The 15552-nt window shown below is 73.0% G+C and carries 9 protein-coding genes; 6 read left to right on the top strand and 3 right to left on the bottom strand.

Annotated features, from left to right (window positions below; all coding sequences use genetic code 11):
• Positions 1–331 precede the first annotated feature (331 nt).
• Complete coding sequence (locus NBZ83_RS12860; protein ID WP_261568132.1) at positions 332–2815, top strand: WD40 repeat domain-containing serine/threonine protein kinase; 2484 nt, start codon at positions 332–334, stop codon at positions 2813–2815.
• A gap of 15 nt (positions 2816–2830) precedes the next feature.
• Here NBZ83_RS12860 and NBZ83_RS12855 read toward each other — a convergent pair whose 3' ends face one another.
• The 3 genes from NBZ83_RS12855 to NBZ83_RS12845 form a co-directional block, all read right to left on the bottom strand.
• The gene (locus tag NBZ83_RS12855) at positions 2831–3040 is read right to left on the bottom strand and encodes a VOC family protein (protein ID WP_261575005.1); all 210 of its coding nucleotides are present in this window, start codon (positions 3038–3040) and stop codon (positions 2831–2833) included.
• Between the two features lie 143 nt (positions 3041–3183).
• The gene (locus NBZ83_RS12850; protein ID WP_261575004.1) at positions 3184–4947 is read right to left on the bottom strand and encodes a class I SAM-dependent methyltransferase; all 1764 of its coding nucleotides are present in this window, start codon (positions 4945–4947) and stop codon (positions 3184–3186) included.
• A complete protein-coding gene (locus tag NBZ83_RS12845) occupies positions 4944–7532 on the bottom strand; it encodes an HAD family hydrolase (RefSeq protein ID WP_261568127.1) in 2589 nt (862 codons plus the stop codon). Before NBZ83_RS12845 ends, NBZ83_RS12850 begins: the two co-directional genes overlap by 4 nt.
• 473 nt (positions 7533–8005) lie before the next feature.
• On the opposite strand from NBZ83_RS12845, the gene NBZ83_RS12840 reads away from it, so the two are divergent.
• The 5 genes from NBZ83_RS12840 to NBZ83_RS12820 all read left to right on the top strand — a co-directional run bounded on the left by NBZ83_RS12840 (position 8006) and on the right by NBZ83_RS12820 (position 14777).
• Entirely contained in the window at positions 8006–8947 is a 942-nt protein-coding gene (locus NBZ83_RS12840) for an ABC transporter permease (protein ID WP_261575003.1), read from the top strand.
• Between the two features lie 116 nt (positions 8948–9063).
• A complete protein-coding gene (locus NBZ83_RS12835) occupies positions 9064–10566 on the top strand; it encodes an ABC transporter ATP-binding protein (protein WP_438803201.1) in 1503 nt (500 codons plus the stop codon).
• On the top strand, positions 10563–11978 hold the full coding sequence (locus NBZ83_RS12830) for a glycosyltransferase family 2 protein (protein WP_261568125.1): 1416 nt from the start codon (positions 10563–10565) through the stop codon (positions 11976–11978). Before NBZ83_RS12835 ends, NBZ83_RS12830 begins: the two co-directional genes overlap by 4 nt.
• Entirely contained in the window at positions 11975–13591 is a 1617-nt protein-coding gene (locus NBZ83_RS12825; protein ID WP_261568124.1) for a glycosyltransferase, read from the top strand. The genes NBZ83_RS12830 and NBZ83_RS12825 overlap by 4 nt, the downstream gene beginning before the upstream one ends.
• Before the next feature lie 49 nt (positions 13592–13640).
• Positions 13641–14777 (top strand): glycosyltransferase family 4 protein, encoded by a 1137-nt coding sequence (locus NBZ83_RS12820; RefSeq protein ID WP_261568123.1) that lies wholly within the window; start codon positions 13641–13643, stop codon positions 14775–14777.
• The last annotated feature ends 775 nt before the right edge of the window (positions 14778–15552 follow it).

The raw sequence follows: 15552 nt of genomic DNA, 5'->3' as shown, positions 1-15552 counted from the left end.
GGCAGCCCCCACGCCGGCGCCCCACCACCCGCTGGCTCAGGAACCGCTGCCGCAGGAACCGCTGCCGCACGCTGCACTGGCCGGCGCGACCGGGCTGGCGAACGCCGGCGTCGCAGGTTCGGGGGGTGCAACCGCAGGCGGGGACGCGACCGCAGGCAGAAGCGCTGCCCACGCGGCGGGTCTGATCGCCCCGGTGACCGGCGGTAATCCGGTGACCGGCGGTAATCCAGCGGCCGACGCAGGACCGAGCAGCCCGGTTGCGCCGCTCGAACGCGACGACCCACGGGAACTCGTCCACGTCGAGCTGCTGGGCCGGCTCGGCGAGGGCGGTATGGGCACCGTCTACCTCGGACGGGGCCGTCCCGGGGTGGCCGGATACGCGGGCCGACTCGTCGCGGTCAAGGTCATCCGGCCGGATCTGGCCCGGGTGCCCGAGTTCCGGGCGCGGTTCCGGCGCGAGGCGGACATCGCCCGCCGGGTGGCCCGGTTCTGCACCGCCGAGGTACTCGACGTCGTCGATCCACCGGACGGGCTGCCCTACCTCGTCACCGAGTACATCGACGGGTTGACCCTCGCGCAGAGCGTGTCCGCGGAGGGCCCACTGCGCTCGGCCGACCTGGAACGCCTCGCGGTAAGCGTCGCGGCGGCGCTGACGTCGATCCACGGCGCGGGTCTCGTGCACCGCGATCTCAAACCGTCCAACGTGCTGCTGTCCTCCCTCGGCCCCCGGGTGATCGACTTCGGGATCGCGCGGGCACTGGATGCCCAGACGATGCTGAGCCAGGAGATCCAGCGGGTCGGTACCCCGGCGTTCATGGCGCCGGAGCAGGCCAACGGCGAACCCGTCTCGGCGGCGGCGGACGTGTTCGCCTGGGGCGGCCTCGTCACCTACGCGGGCACCGGGTCGTTCCCGTTCGGCGACGGCCCGACGCCCGTCCAGCTCTACCGGGTCGTGCACCGCGAACCGCTGCTCGACGGCCTCGATCCGGCGCTGCGCCCGATCGTCGAGGTGGCCATGCGCAAGGATCCGGCCGCCCGGCCGACCGCACAGGAGCTGTTCCTGCGCCTGGTGGGGATGGGACCATCGACTCATCCCGATCCGGACGTGACCCGCGTCATCCGCTCCGCGGCGCCGGTCCTGGCCCCGCCCCAGCGCATCGGGGTGGACGGAGACGGACCGGCAGCCGGCGCCGGGGCGCAGGGCCCGCGCGGCAACCCCGCCGGGGCAGGCGCCGACCTCGGCACCGGACAGGCGTGGCCCCCGCCGGCCGCGCAAGCGCCGGCCGCGCAGGACCAGGCGTCGCCCGCCGCCGCCGGCGCCGGTCCCAACGCCCCGGCCACCGGCGACCGGGAGACCGCAGGTCCGGCCCCGGGCGATCGGACACCGGGCGAGCCGCGCAGAGGAGGCGGCGGTCATCGGGAGCAGCGAACCCTCGCAGACGGGCTGGAGCGCAACGATTCCGACGCCGGCCCGGCCGGCGCAGGCGAGGAGGACGACCCCGCGGCCCCGAGCCGCCACGGCCGGTGGAACCGGCGGCGCGTAGCACTGCTCGCCGCGCCCATCCTCGCGGTGCTGCTCATCGCGGCGTTGATGCCGCTTGCGTTGACCACAGGCGGCGGCCAGCGGCCAAGCCGGGAGGAGACGGCGGCGCGCGTGGCGCTGGCCGCCGAGGCCGTGCGCAACTCCGACGCGGACCTCGCCGCCCGGCTGTCACTGGCCGCCTACCGCATCAGCCCGGTGCGCGAGGCCCGTGCCGCGCTGCGCACCTCCTTCGCCGCGGCGACCGCCAGCGTCCTCGGGGGGCACACCGAATCCGCGCTCGGCGTCGACATCAGCCCGAACGGGCGGCTGCTCGCCTCGGCCGGTGCGGACAACCTCGTCCAGTTGTGGGACATCTCCGACCGAACCCATCCGGTGAAGCTGTCAGCCCTGACCCGGCACACGTCCTGGGTCCTCGACGCCGCGTTCAGCCCGGACGGGCGGATGCTGGCCACCGTCAGCTACGACCGGTCGGCGATCCTGTGGGACATCAGCGACCCCCGCCATCCCGTCGAGCTCGCCACCATCCTCGGGCACAACGGCTGGGTGCTCGACGCCGCGTTCAGCCCGGACGGGCGGACGCTGGCGACCTCCGGCTACGACAACACCGCCCGGCTGTGGGACGTGACCGATCCGCGCCATCCCAGTGCACTGTCGGTGCTGGACCGCCACACCAGCTGGGTGAACGAGGTCGCCTTCAGCCCCGACGGCCACCTGCTGGCCACCGCAAGCGCCGACCGGACGGCCCGACTCTGGGACATCACCGATCCGCGCCGGCCGCGACCGCTGGCCGCCATCACCGCGCATACCGACTACGTGTGGACGGTGGCGTTCAGTCCCGACGGGCGGCGGCTGGCCACCGGCGCCTACGACGGCACGGCCCGCATCTGGGACATCACCGATCCGTCCCGCCCCGCGGCGACCGCGTCGTTCCCCGCCGACGAGAAGTGGGTGTTCGACCTGGCCTTCAGCCCGGACGGCAAGACGCTCGCCACGGCCGGCTGGGACACCACCGTGCACCTGTGGGACGTGTCCGGGACCGGCCGCCCGGCGTCGGTCGGCACGATCAACGGGCACGGAGACTGGATCCAGGCCCTCGCATGGACGCCGGACGGCAACGCCATCGCTACCGCCAGCGACGACTACACCGTGCGGATCAGCCGGATCGACGACGCCAGCCTCATCGCCGCCGCCTGCGCCGACCCGTCGAAACAGATCGACGACACCGAATGGCAGCGGCACATCGCCGACGTCCCCTACCAGCCGGTCTGCTGACCGCGGGGCCAGTCGTCAGGGCCGGTGGTGGCCGAGGACGTTCACGATGTTGCCATCCGGATCCCGGACGAAGAACCGGCGCACCCCCCACGGCTCGTCGGTGAGCGGGTGGACGATGCCGGCACCGACGGCGAGCGCGGCGGCATGGGCGGTGTCGATGTCGTCGACTTCGACCGAGACGGCCGGGACGGCAGGTTGGCGACGATCCGGAGAACAGCCATTGATCCACCTTGGAGAGGGCGGCGACGAGGGGCGGCCCCATCATGGCCGCCGCGCCGGGGCCGCGGCCGGGCGAAAACCGTCAGGCGCAGCACCTCTCGCAGGTCGGCTTGGACGCCAATCCTCGTCCAGTACCGGGTGGCATGGTCCTACCCTCGCGGGGGAACGTCCGGACCGTTCGGGCCACCCCGCGGCGAGGCGCTCGGCCGGCGGCGCAGGGCGGGCAGGGCGGTCCGGCCGGTGCCGGTGTCGGCGATCCGGGTCTGCACCCGCGCCAGCCGCTCCTGCCCGGTCGGGCTCAGCCGGGACCGCAGCGCCAGGCCTGCGATCCGGGCGACCTGCATGAGCCTCGGCTCGTCGACATCGGCGGCCGCCCGGTGGCCGTGGACGGCGTGCTCGGCGTCCGTGGCCTCACGCCGGCGCAGCTCGGCGAGCTCATGCTCGAGCTGACCGATGCGGTGCAGGTGCTCCAGTTCGAGGGCGGCGAGCCGGCTGCGCTCGTCGTCGAGCCGGGACCACTCCCGCTGCCGCGCGCGGGCCACCGCCGCCGCCGCATCCTGCAGTCGCAGCACATGCAGGTACAGGTCGACGCGGTTGCGCTCCAGCCGGGACAGCAGGCGGTTGGAGACCCACGGCGTCAGCAGGTCGGCGATCCGGCGTGCCCACGGCGCCCGCCGGTCGACGATCACACCCAGACCGAAGATCGGTGCAACCGTGAAGAACCGCAGGTCGGAGTGTTCAGCGACGAAGTCCTCGATCGCCGTGCGCACCCCGTTGCGCGGCCCACCCTCGGTCAGCGCCCAGGCGAACGCCCCCATCCCGCGAAAGCCGCCGCGAACCACCCCGGGATCGTCGATCTCGACGCCGACGTCCCACGAGTGCGGCTGGCGGGCGTCCGCGGGCACCCGGTCCGGGTTGTAGTACTGGTCGCGCCGCCCCGCCGGCCAGCCGACGTCGTGCAGGACCACCAACGGGAAGTAGGAGCGGCTGAATCGGGCGACCGCGTCGGCGATCGCCGTGAGCTCGCCGTGCACGGTGGCGTAGTTGTGATCACCGTCGATGAGGTAGGCGTCGGTCGGCGCGTGGCCGTCGAGGGCCTGCGGGCTGTAACCGCGGATGACCTGCACGTCGAGCCCGCCGCCCGAGACCGGGGCCACGCCCGGGTCCGGGTCGACGACGACCAGCCGGCCACCGCCACCGCCGCGGAGCAGCTCGACGAGCAGGGCGGTGGTCACCCCGCTCTCCGAGCCGATCTCGGCCACGCTGCGCGCGCCGGACGCCTCGATCAGCGGCACCCAGATCTCCCGCAGGTCGGACAGGGAGTGCAGCAGCAACGGCGCCAGCGTCGGCTCGGCGACGTCGCCGGTGTCGAGAGCGTGCCCGTCCTGGCGGACGAGATCGGACCCGGCCCCCGTCCCACCGAGCTCGTCCGCCGCGGCATCTCCCCCCGGAAGATCACGCTCGCTGCGATCTTCCTGCACGTGGTCCCGATCGGCGCGATCTCCCCCCGCGAGATCTCTCTCGGCGGAGTCGCTCTCGGCGGAGTCGCTCTCGGCGGCGATGGCCGCGAGTTCGGCGAAGCTGTCCCGGACGGCGCCGTATTCCCCCGGATCGACCGACCCGGGCCTTGCCGTGGGACCGGTGCCGGTCTCGGCGGCGTACGAAGCCGCGTCAGTCGCCGCCGAGGGCTCAGCCGAGGACGCCGGAGACGAGGCTGGCGCGGACGGGGCGGACGGGGCGGACGGAGAAGACGGGGCGGACGGGGATACGGGCTGGCGGGCTGGGACGCCGCGAACTTCGAACGGGCCCCGCACCTCGGGCTCGTCCGGCTCCGCGTCCTCACCCCGGGAGCCCGGGTCGTCGTGATCGCCTACCGGCCCGGCGGCGGGTTCGGGGTCCCGCTGGTCGGTCACCGCAGTCCTCCGAGCTCGCGCCGGATCTTTCGGGCCGCCCTGACGGGGAGCCCGTCACGGGCCGGGCCGGCGGTGGGCAGGATCAGCGAGTCGCCCCGGATGCCCATCCACCCGAAGGCCATCTCGACGTCGAGGGCGTAGACCCCGGCGAGGTGCGGTTGGGAAGCCAGATCGATCGTGTAGACGAGCTGGGGGTCGTCACCGAGGATCTCCACCAGGTTGGACTGGAGCAGCCGCAGGCCGACGAGCGCCAGCTGCTGGGCGGGGTCGTCCAGCGAGGTGATGGTCACCTTATAGGGCTCGGCGACGTTGTTGATGTGGAACGACAGCGTCAGCCAGTCCAGCCGCAGCAGCCCGCGCCGACCGGCCGGGTCGATGCGGATGCGGCGGGCACCGACCGCCTCCAGGCTGAGCCGGACGAGCGACAGCCCGTCACGCGCCGACCGGGTCAGCGCCGTCGCCTTCACCCCGTTGACGAAGTCGGCGCCGGTGTCGACGTAGACCTCCACGGGGCCGGCGGCGGCCTCCGGCGAGACCTCCTCGGGTGGGACGCCGGCCGCCGCGGCCAGCCCGCTGATGACGGCGAGCGGCCGGTTCGCGACGCCGGCGACGCCCGCGGGCCAGTACAGCTCCTGCATGGAGATGCGGTCGATGTCGGCCGGGGTGAGGTAGGGCATCCGGCGCACGAGCTCCGGCGGCAGCAGACCCTCGGAGGCGTCGGAGCCGAAGTTGTCGTCGTGGGCCCAGGAGCCGAACGCCGCGGCCTCGGCGGCGGTGGGGCGGGCGACGAAGCGGGTCAGCGTACGCAGGCCGGCGCGGCGCGCCCCGGCGGAGGCCAGCGACGGCATCGGGGTCTCCGAACGCCGGTAGCGCAACCATTCCCGTTGGAAGGCGAGGATGCCGTCCTGCACGGCGGCGCGCTGGGCGACCTGGGTGCGCGAGGTCCGGTCGATGCTGAGCACCGGGTTACTCATCTCGTCGAACGAGACCAGCGACCCGACGTCGGGCATGCAGAGCTGTTCGAGCACCTCGGGGCTGCGCATGAGCTGGTTGGCCATCGTCTCCGGCTGCCCGCTGGAGGCCACGTAGCCCTCCAGCTCCATGCCGGCGAGCCGGTGGCTCATCGCCGCCTGGTTCGTCGCCAGGTACAGGCCGAGGATGTCCAGCTTGCGGCCGGTGGAGGCCAGCAGCCGGGTGAGCAGCGCCTGGATGGTGCCGCCCCAGCCCAGATCGAGGAAGACCACCCGGCCGGTCTCCGGCAGCTGGCTGTCGAGGTAGCGCACGTAGCGTTCGCGCAACCGGGTGGCGGTGAGCACGATCTCGCTGCGGATCCGCTCGTCCGAGCAGAGTTCCTCGAGGGTGTCGTCGAGCAGACCCGGCACGTCGAGGCGCCGGTCGGCCAGCGCGGAGATGCCGGCGACGTTCTCCAGCCGGACACCGAGCTGGCGCAGCAGCTGGCCGACGCTCGGCGCGTGCCGGCGGACCAGGAAGCTCTTCAGCTCCTCCGGGCTGCCCTCGAACACGTTGGACAGGGCGCACACCTGCCGGGACGCCCACATCGTCGACACGGAGATGCCGAGATCCTCGCCCGGGTCGACGAGCAGGCGGGACAGGAAGTCCCCTTCCCGCATCAGGCAGTAGATGTGGTCCGCGCCGAAGTCGCGCGCCCGCTCGACCGCCCACTCGCCGAAGCCGGCGAAGACCGGGCCGAAGACGGTGGCCCCGGTCTCCCAGTAGCGCCGCAACCCGGCGGGCACGGCGAGGGCGTCCGCGCGGTGCAGCGTGCGGGCACGCAGGGCGGTCATGCCGAAGTCGCCGTCGACCGGGTCGATGGGGACGTCGTCGCTGGGCTGGTTGCGAAGTCCTTCCAGGTCGAGGGTGTGACGCAACGATCCGGCGTACTTGGGGTAGTGGATGGCCACGAGCCCGTGCTCGCGGGCGCCCTCGACGTCGGCGACCGGGTGGTCGCCGAGGTGGACCACCCGGGACGGCTGGAGATCCGACGCGGCCAGCATGTGCCGGAACAGCCCGTCGCTCTTGGACGTCCCGGCATCGGAGGAGGTGAAGATCCGAGTGAACTGCACCCCCGAGAGCTCCGGCCGGTTCAGCAGCCGTTCGAGCTGGCTGGCGGAAAAGTAGGTGTCCGACAGCAGGTACACCGGCAGGCCGAGCTTGGTCATGGCGAGCTCGGCGAGCTCCACCACGGCAAGATCGGCCCGGCACAGCTCCCGCTCGACGGCGACCTCGGCGTCGACCAGGTCCTGCACTCCGGCGGTGCCCGGCAGTGCGGGGGCGAGCACCTGCCAGATCTCGTCCAGGCGCACCTCGTGGGTGCCTCTGGTGGTGTGGGCGTGCATCCGCGCCAGGTGCTCGGCGTGGACGCGCAGCCGGGCGAACTCCCCCGGCGAGACACTCGGTGGCAGGTGGCCGGCATCGGCGAGCCGGTGGCCCAGCAGCACGAAGGCGTGGGTGGGTTCGGGCACCATGCGCCACAACAAGGTGTCGAAGACATCGAGAGTCAGGGCCTGTGCCCCGCCCGACTCCAGATGCGACCACACTTCGCGTAGTCGGACGTCGGTGAACACGGCCGTCCTCTCCATGCGGCCGAAACGGCCGCTCCATGCGACCGGTACGGCCGCCTCCGCCGGGTCGGCCCCGACGGCCACCAAACGTCGGGAATCCCCCACGCGGTATCGGCCGGCCGAAGCCAGATGGACGGGTCGATACTATGAACCCCGTTCCGGACACCGACCACCGGACCGGGTGGCGACGCCGGCTCGGTCCGGGCACGGTACCGTCACGATTCCGCCGACAAGCGGGCCGGTTCGCCATCGAGCACCATCGGCCATTCATCCGCGATCGGGACAACACCCTCGGTGGGCGGAGGGTACGACGGGCGTGTCCCGGCGCGCCCCCGGCCGGGGGCGCGCCGGGCCGGTGACGGTTCTCGGTACTGTCGGAACTCTGTCGTGTCGAGTGAGGAGCGGACAGGTGCAGCTCCAGCCACGCCGTGCCGGGGATCGGCGGCCTGACCTCCGGGAGACGGGAGGGGCCGGCCGTGTCACATCTTGCTGACGCACCGCTGCCCGCCGGAACTCCGGTGTCCCCGTCCCCGCAGCAGGCGGGCCCCGGCCCGGGACAGCACGCGATGGACCCGAGCCGGCTGGCCCGCCGCAGCCGGGCGCAGACGAGGGTGCGTTGGGAACTGCTGCGCAATCTCATCCGCAAGGACCTGAAGGTCAAGTACAAGGGCTCCACGCTGGGCTTCGCCTGGTCGCTGGCGAACCCGATGCTCCTGCTCGTGGTGTACACGTTCGTCTTCCAGATCGTCCTCAAGTCGGGAATTCCTCGGTTCGGCATTTACCTGATGTCCGGGCTGCTGATCTGGAACGCCTTCTCGGGCAGCGTGTCCTCGGCATGCGGCGCCGTCGTCGCTAACGCGAACCTGGTCAAGAAGGTTCGGTTCCCGCTCGCCGTGCTCCCGCTGTCGGCCGTCGGGTTCGCCGCCGTGCACTTCCTGCTCCAGCTGCTCGTGCTTTTCCTGGTGATCCTGCTTCTCGGCTACAACCTGATCGGCACCGAGCTGCTGTTGATCGTGCCGGCGGGTGCCGTCGCCATCACGTTCACGGTCGCGCTGTCGCTGCTGGTCAGCGCCCTGAACGTGCGCTACCGCGACACCTCTCACCTGCTCGACGTCGCCCTGCTCGCCTGGTTCTGGCTGAACCCGATGGTCTACGCCTTCGGCCTGATCCAGAACCGGCTGCACGAGTGGACCTGGGTGTACCTGCTCAACCCGATGGCGGTGGTGGTCATCACCTTCCAACGGGCGATCTACGATCCCGGGGGTGGCTCCACCAATTCGACCCCCATCCAGGCGGACCTGGGATACGAGTTCTACCTGGAACATCTCGCCGTCGCGGGGGCGATCTCGATCGCCCTGCTCTGGGTCGGGTTCCATGTGTTCCGCACCATGCAGGCGGACTTCGCCGAGGATCTGTAGGTGAGCTCCCGGCGGCCCGGCGACGTTGTCGTCCGCCGCCGCGAGCCCTGGAGCCAGCACGCCGACCGCGGTGCGATCATGGTGAGACGTCCGCCGGCGGCCAGCAAGGAGTTGTAGTGGCCCGACACTCGTCCGCGTACCAGCGCGCAGCGGCCTCCCCACCAGGGGGCCGGCGCCCCGCGGCCCCGCGTGGCCCCGTCGACGGCGCCACGCCGGTCGGCCCCGCCGCGCTGGACCCGACCACGCTCGACCCCGCCATCCCGGCCCCGCCGTCCTACCCGGGCGTCGCGGCGCCGCCACCGGGTCAGCTCGACCCCTGGGGCGTCCCCGACGCCGGGGACAGCGCCGGTGCCAGGGACGGCGGCGCGGCGCCGGGCGGCGTGCCCGATGCGGCCGTTCCCCTCGATGTGCCCAGGCCCATCGACGCCGGCGAGGCCGACTCCGGCTCCGCGGTCGTCATCCAGGGGACCGGGGTGAGCAAGCGCTTCGTCTCGTACAGCAACCGCGCGACGAGCCTGAAGGAACGGTTCGTCCGCCGCGGTGGCCCCGCCGGGGACGACTTCTGGGCGCTGCGCGACGTCGACGTGACGATCGGACGCGGCCAGACGGTCGGGCTCGCCGGGGCGAACGGCTCGGGGAAGTCGACCCTGCTCAAGGTGCTCGCCGGCATCCTGCGCCCGACCAGCGGGCAGGTCTCGGTGCAGGGCCGGATCGCGTCGTTGCTGGAACTCGGTGCCGGGTTCAACGGCGAGCTGTCCGGGCGGGACAACGTCTACCTCAACGCCTCCCTGCTCGGGCTGTCCAAGCGGGAGATCGACCGGTTGTTCGATTCGATCGTCGACTTCTCCGAACTGCGACACAAGATCGACGATGACGTGAAGCACTACTCGTCCGGCCAGTACGTGCGCCTGGGCTTCGCCGTGGCCGTGCACGTCGATCCGGACGTGCTGCTCGTCGACGAGGTGCTCGCCGTCGGCGACGAGGCGTTCCAGCGCAAGTGCCTGGCCAAGATCGCCGAATTCCGGGCGCAGGGGCGCACGATCCTGTTCGTCACCCATTCCCTCGACCTCATCGAGACCATGTGTGACCGGATCCTGGTCCTGGAGTCCGGCTCGCTGATCTATGACGGCAACCCCGCCGTGGGCACGAAGCTGCTGCGGCAGAAGCTGGGCAGCCTGCCCGCCGAGGGCCCGGTGTCGTGGGAGTACGCCACCGTCCGGCCCCAGTCGGTGGCCTTCAGCCTGGATCCCGGCGGGCTGCCGCTGGTGCAGTACGACCCGGGCGAGCGGCTGACGGTCAGCGTCGAGCTCGACGTCACCGAGGGTGCGCCGGAGCAGATCTACCTGCACACCTACATCGTCGGGCAGAGCGAGGTGCCCATCTGGATGATGGAGACGCCGCCCGGTGGGCTCGCCGTCGGCCCCGGCCGGCACATCGTGGACTTCTCCGTCCCGCACCTGCCTGAACTGCTCGGGGCGTTCGCCGTCAAGGTGCACGTCTCGGACGCCATCTCCGGCGCCCCGGTGACGACCCGCCGGTTCGAGGAGCTGTTCGGCGTCAGCGGCCCGCAGGCGGACGGGCTTCTCAAGGTCGACTACGAGGCGAGGCTGCGCGGATGACGGAGCGGAAACAGACGGGAACCACCACCGGGCCGGGCGGCGCCGCGTCCACGGAGCCGCTGGCGACCATCGTGATCGTCAACTGGAACGGGGCGCACCTCCTACCGGCCTGCCTCGACGGCGTCGCCAAGCAGGATGCCGGCTTCGCCTTCCAGACCTGGGTCGTCGACAACGCCTCCGCGGACGGCTCCCGGGAGCTGCTCGCCGAGCGGTACCCCTGGGTACGGGTCGTGCCCTCGGACCGCAACCTCGGCTTCGCCGGCGGCAACAACCTCGCCCTGCGCCAGGTCACCACGCCGTACGCGGTGCTGGTGAACAACGACGCCATCCCCGAGCCGACCTGGCTCGCGGCCCTGCTGGCGCCGTTCGACGAGCCCGGCGGCCAGCATCTCGGCGCCACCACCGGCAAGGTCGTCTTTCTCCCCCGGTTTCTGCGGATGCGGTTGAGCACACCCACCTTCGTGCCGGGCCCGCACGATTCCCGCGAGCTCGGCGTGCGGGTGTCGTCGGTGACGGTCGACGGGCGCGAGGCACTGCGCGAGGTGCTCTGGGAGAAGCTGACCTACGGCGCCGAGGGACCAGCGAAAACGCCGTACTTCTGGACCCGCGGGGACGGCGAGCTGTGCGTGCCGATCCCGGACGGTGGGCCGGTCACCCTCGGGTTCACCTGGGCGGCGGAGTCGCGCAAGCAGGTCGTGCTGAACTGGGACGGCCCGACCGGTGCCGCCGACGGTGGCCGGGCGGAGCTGGCAGTCGGCCCCGAATCGACGACGGTGACGCTCACCGTCGGCGGGGAGGCGCCGCGCGTCGACGTGGTCAACAACGTCGGCGGGATCGTGCTGACCGACGGCTACGGCGCGGACCGGGGCTACCAGCAGGTCGACACCGGCCAGTTCGACCAGCCGGAGGACGTGTTCACCGCCTGCGGCAACGGGATGGCGATCCGGTCGTCGCTGGGTCACGAGCTCGGCTGGTTCGACGACGCGTTCTTCCTGTACTACGAGGACACCGACCTGTCATGGCGGATCCGGACCCGCGGCTACACGATCCGTTACGTGCCGGGCGCGGTGCTGCGCCACATCCACTCGGCGTCGAGCGTCGAGTGGTCGCCGCTGTTCGTCTTCCACACTGACCGTAACCGGCTGCTGATGCTCACCAAGGACGCGACGGCGTCGCTGGCGCTGTCCGCGGTGCTGCGCTATCCGGCGACGACCGCCTCCATCGCGGTGCGCACCCTTCGTCAGGCATGGCGGGGCCGCAGCCGGCCGGCGATCCGCCCGACGCTGCTGCGGCTGCGGGTGTGCGGCTCGTACCTGCGACTGCTGCCCGCGATGCTGCGGGCCCGCCGTGAGATCGGCCGTACGACCACCGAGCGCCGGTCGAGCCTGCAGAGCTGGCTGGTCCCTCGATGAGCGAGATCGCGGACGGCACCGCGGCTGCGACCGCGGCGGCCCCCGACGAGCACCCGGCGCGAGGGGTCCGCGCCGCCGTCTACAACCGGTTCTGGCACTCGATGGGCGGCGGGGAACGCCACAACGGCATGATCGCCCAGGTGCTGGCGGCCGAGGGCGCGAGCGTCGACATCCTCGGGCATTCCGAGGTCGACCTCGACCGGCTGGGCAGCCATCTCGGCCTGGATCTCGCCGGCTGCCGCTACGTCCGGCTGCCGGACCGCGGCGAGGAGGCCATCGCGGCCCTGTCCGCGGGCTACGACCTGTTCGTCAACGGCTCGTACATGAGCCGCATCGCGCCGCAGTCCCGACGCTCGGCGTACCTGTGCTTCTTCCCGACGCCCTTCGACCACGACATGGCGGCCTGGCGCAAGGCCGCGGTGCGCACCGCCGGCCCGCTGCTGCGGGGGGTACGCCCGGCGGTCAGCTTCGGGCAGGGCTGGTACCCGCCGGAGGGCGGCCGCCGCCGGCAGTGGACCTGGACCAACGGGTCGGGCATCCTCGCCGTGAGTCCAGGCGAGCGGCGTACCCTGCGCGCCGACATCGGCCGCCCCGGCGCGCCCGCCGGCACGGCGCTACGGGTCCTCGACGCGGGCGGCGGAGTGCTGGCCAAGCTGGAGATCGGCGCCGACTTCGCCCCGTTCGAGGTGCCGCTGCCGCCAACCACGGACGGCACCGAGCTCACCCTGGTCAGCGACGCGTTCTCGCCGGGCGACGCGGACGTGCGCGAACTCGGCGTCGCGGTGAGCCGGCCGCGGGTCACCGACGGCGACGAGGGACCGATCGCCCGCCTGCCGCTGCGCTTCCCCTGGCTGCTGCGGGACCCGGCGGACCTGGCCTACCTCGACGGCTACGACGTGGTCATGGCCAACTCGCAGTTCACCCAGGGGTGGATCCGGCGGCTGTGGAAACGGGACGCCGACGTGCTGTTCCCGCCGATTCAGGTGCAGCGACTGCATCCGGCACCGGCCCGGGAGAAAGCCGTCATCACCGTCGGGCGGTTCTTCGCACCGGGGCTGGGGCACGCCAAGCGGCAACTGGAGATGGTCCAGTGGTTCGGTGAGCTCTACCGCGCCGGCGACCTGCCGGGCTGGACGATGCATGTCGTCGGCGGCTGCGAGGACTCCCAGCTGCCCTACCTGGAGCTGGTCCGTGCCGCCGGGGCCGGACTGCCGGTGCGGATCCACCCGAACGCGCCGCGGGCACAGGTCGAGCACCTGCTGTCGACCAGCTCGGTGTTCTGGTCGGCGACCGGCTACGGCGAGGACGACCGGCGCCGTCCCTGGACGGCGGAGCACTTCGGGATGACCACCGTCGAGGCGATGGCCGGCGGCTGCGTGCCCGTCGTCATTGACCGCGCCGGGCAGCGGGAGATCGTCCGCCATGGCGTCGACGGCTACCGGTGGACCGGCCCCGAACAGGTCGCCTCCTTCACCCGCCGGTTGGCCGCCGAAGACGGCCTGCGCGGCCGGCTCGCCGCCGCGGCGATCGCGCGGGCCCAGACCTTCTCGGATGACGCGTTCGCCCGCCAGTGGCGCGACATCGCCGAGGGCCACCGGCTCTACCAGGGCTGACCGGGACCCGCACGTGCGGCATCGACGTGACAGCGGCAGGAGCCATCGAATGAGGATCGTGCTCGACGGCACGCCGCTGCTCGGGCGGCGCACCGGCGTCGGCCGCTACACCGAGCACCTGCTGGCCGGCCTCGCCCGCCTCGACACCTCCTGGGACCTGGCGGCGACGGCGTTCACCTGGCGCGGGCTGGACGAACTCGCCGGGAGCCTGCCGGCGGGGGTGCGCCCGGCCGCCCGCCGGGCGCCGGCGCGGCTGCTGCAGGACGCCTGGATCCGCGGCGAGTATCCACCGGTGGAATGGCTCACCGGCGCCGCGGACGTCGTGCACGGGACGAACTTCGTGCTCCCGCCGCTGCGCCGGGCCCGCGGCGTGCTCACCGTCCACGACCTGTCCTACCTGCGGACCCCGGACACGGTCACCGCGGCGTCCGCCCGCTACAGCGATCTCGTCCCACGCGGACTGCGCCGCGCCGCGGCCGTGCTGACCCCGAGCCGGGCCGTCGCCGAGGAGGTCGTCGCCGCCTACCGTCTTGACCCGGCGCTGGTCACCCCCACCCCGCTCGGCGTCGACGACGCCTGGTTCACCACCCCGGCGCCGACGGCCGCCTGGCGGCAGGCGCACGGCCTACCCGAGCGGTACCTGCTCTTCGTCGGCTCGGTCGAACCCCGCAAGAACCTGCCGGTCCTGCTGGAGGCGGTCCGCCGGCTGCACGCGGCGAAGCTCGGCGCCCCCCCGCTGGTGCTCGTGGGACCGCCGGGGTGGGGGCCGACCCTCGACCTGGCCGGGCTGCCCGCCGACAGCGTGATCACCGCCGGTTACCTCGACGCCGAGCAGCTTCGGACGACGGTCGCGGGCGCCAGCGTGCTGTGCTTCCCGTCGCGCTACGAGGGCTTCGGCCTACCGCCCCTGGAGGCGCTCGCCGCCGGCACCCCGGTCGTCGCCGCCGACATCCCGACCGTCCGGGAGGTCATCGGAGCCTTGCTCGCTCCTGCCGGCAGCCCGGTACGGCTGGTCCGGCAGGCCGACCGGGACTCGTTCGCCGACGACCTCGCCGAGGCGATCCTCGCCTTGCTCTCCTCCCCCGGCGACGCCGAGGCCGGCCGCACCCACGCCCGCGCCTTCACCTGGCGGCGCACCGCGGAGCTCACCGCGGCCGTCTACCGCCGGGTCGCCGAGCTTCCATAGGGCGACGGCGAGCAGCACCCCGCCGACGGTCGAGCAGCCCCCCAGGACCGACAGGCCGACCCACGCCGGGCCGGGCCCGGCGATCGCCCAGGCGGCGCGCAGCCGATCGGGCAGGGCGAGGGCGGCGAGGGCGGGCCGCTTCCACGCCAGTTCCCGCCCGACGAGCACCAGCGTGCAGGCCGCCATCGCCACGACGACGGCCACGGTCGGCAACCCGCGCCGGCCCAGCGGCAGGGCCCGGCAGGACGCGGCGACGCCGATCGCGAGCACCGGCGCCATCGGCAGCAGGTAACGGGTGAACGACGCCCCGCCGGCAGCCACGTATCCAACCAGGGTCGCGACGACGAGCAGGCAGTGCGCGGCCAGCAGGAACCACCCGACGGCCGCACCGCCGCTGCCGCTCGGGCCGAACGCGGACCGCCTGAAGGCACCCCCGGCAGAGGGGCGCCGGGCGTACGCGCGCACGGCCGCCGCGGCCAGACCGACGCCGGTGACCACCGCGACGCCGACGGCGACCTGCTCGGCGTGACCGGTGACGAGCATGGGCCGGCCGAAGAACCCGCGGTAGACGTACCACCACAGATCCCCGTCGCGCAGCACCTGCCAGACCGAGGGGCGCGCCCCGCCCAGCGGGAACATGTCCGCAATCCGCCCGGAGGCGGTTAGATCCCCGTAAAGGCGCTGATTGCGCAGGTAGAACCAGCCGACGGCGGCGACGGCGAGGGCGAGCAGCGCACCGGCGGCGGCTAGGCCCCGGCCGGCCCGGCGGACCCGA

It is taken from the genome of Frankia gtarii, from assembly GCF_025403375.1.
In the GTDB taxonomy this organism is placed as follows: Bacteria; Actinomycetota; Actinomycetes; order Frankiales; family Frankiaceae; genus Frankia; species Frankia gtarii.
Note: the sequence above shows the minus strand (reverse complement) of the source record. Positions and strands in the feature narration are given on the sequence as shown.

Excerpts from the sequence above, each read along its gene's own strand:
- NBZ83_RS12820 (WP_261568123.1), top strand. The coding sequence starts at position 13,641 with ATGAGGATCGTGCTCGACGGCACGCCGCTGCTCGGGCGGCGCACCGGC.
- NBZ83_RS12830 (WP_261568125.1), top strand. The coding sequence starts at position 10,563 with ATGACGGAGCGGAAACAGACGGGAACCACCACCGGGCCGGGCGGCGCC.
- NBZ83_RS12825 (WP_261568124.1), top strand. The coding sequence starts at position 11,975 with ATGAGCGAGATCGCGGACGGCACCGCGGCTGCGACCGCGGCGGCCCCC.
- NBZ83_RS12860 (WP_261568132.1), top strand. The coding sequence starts at position 332 with ATGGGCACCGTCTACCTCGGACGGGGCCGTCCCGGGGTGGCCGGATAC.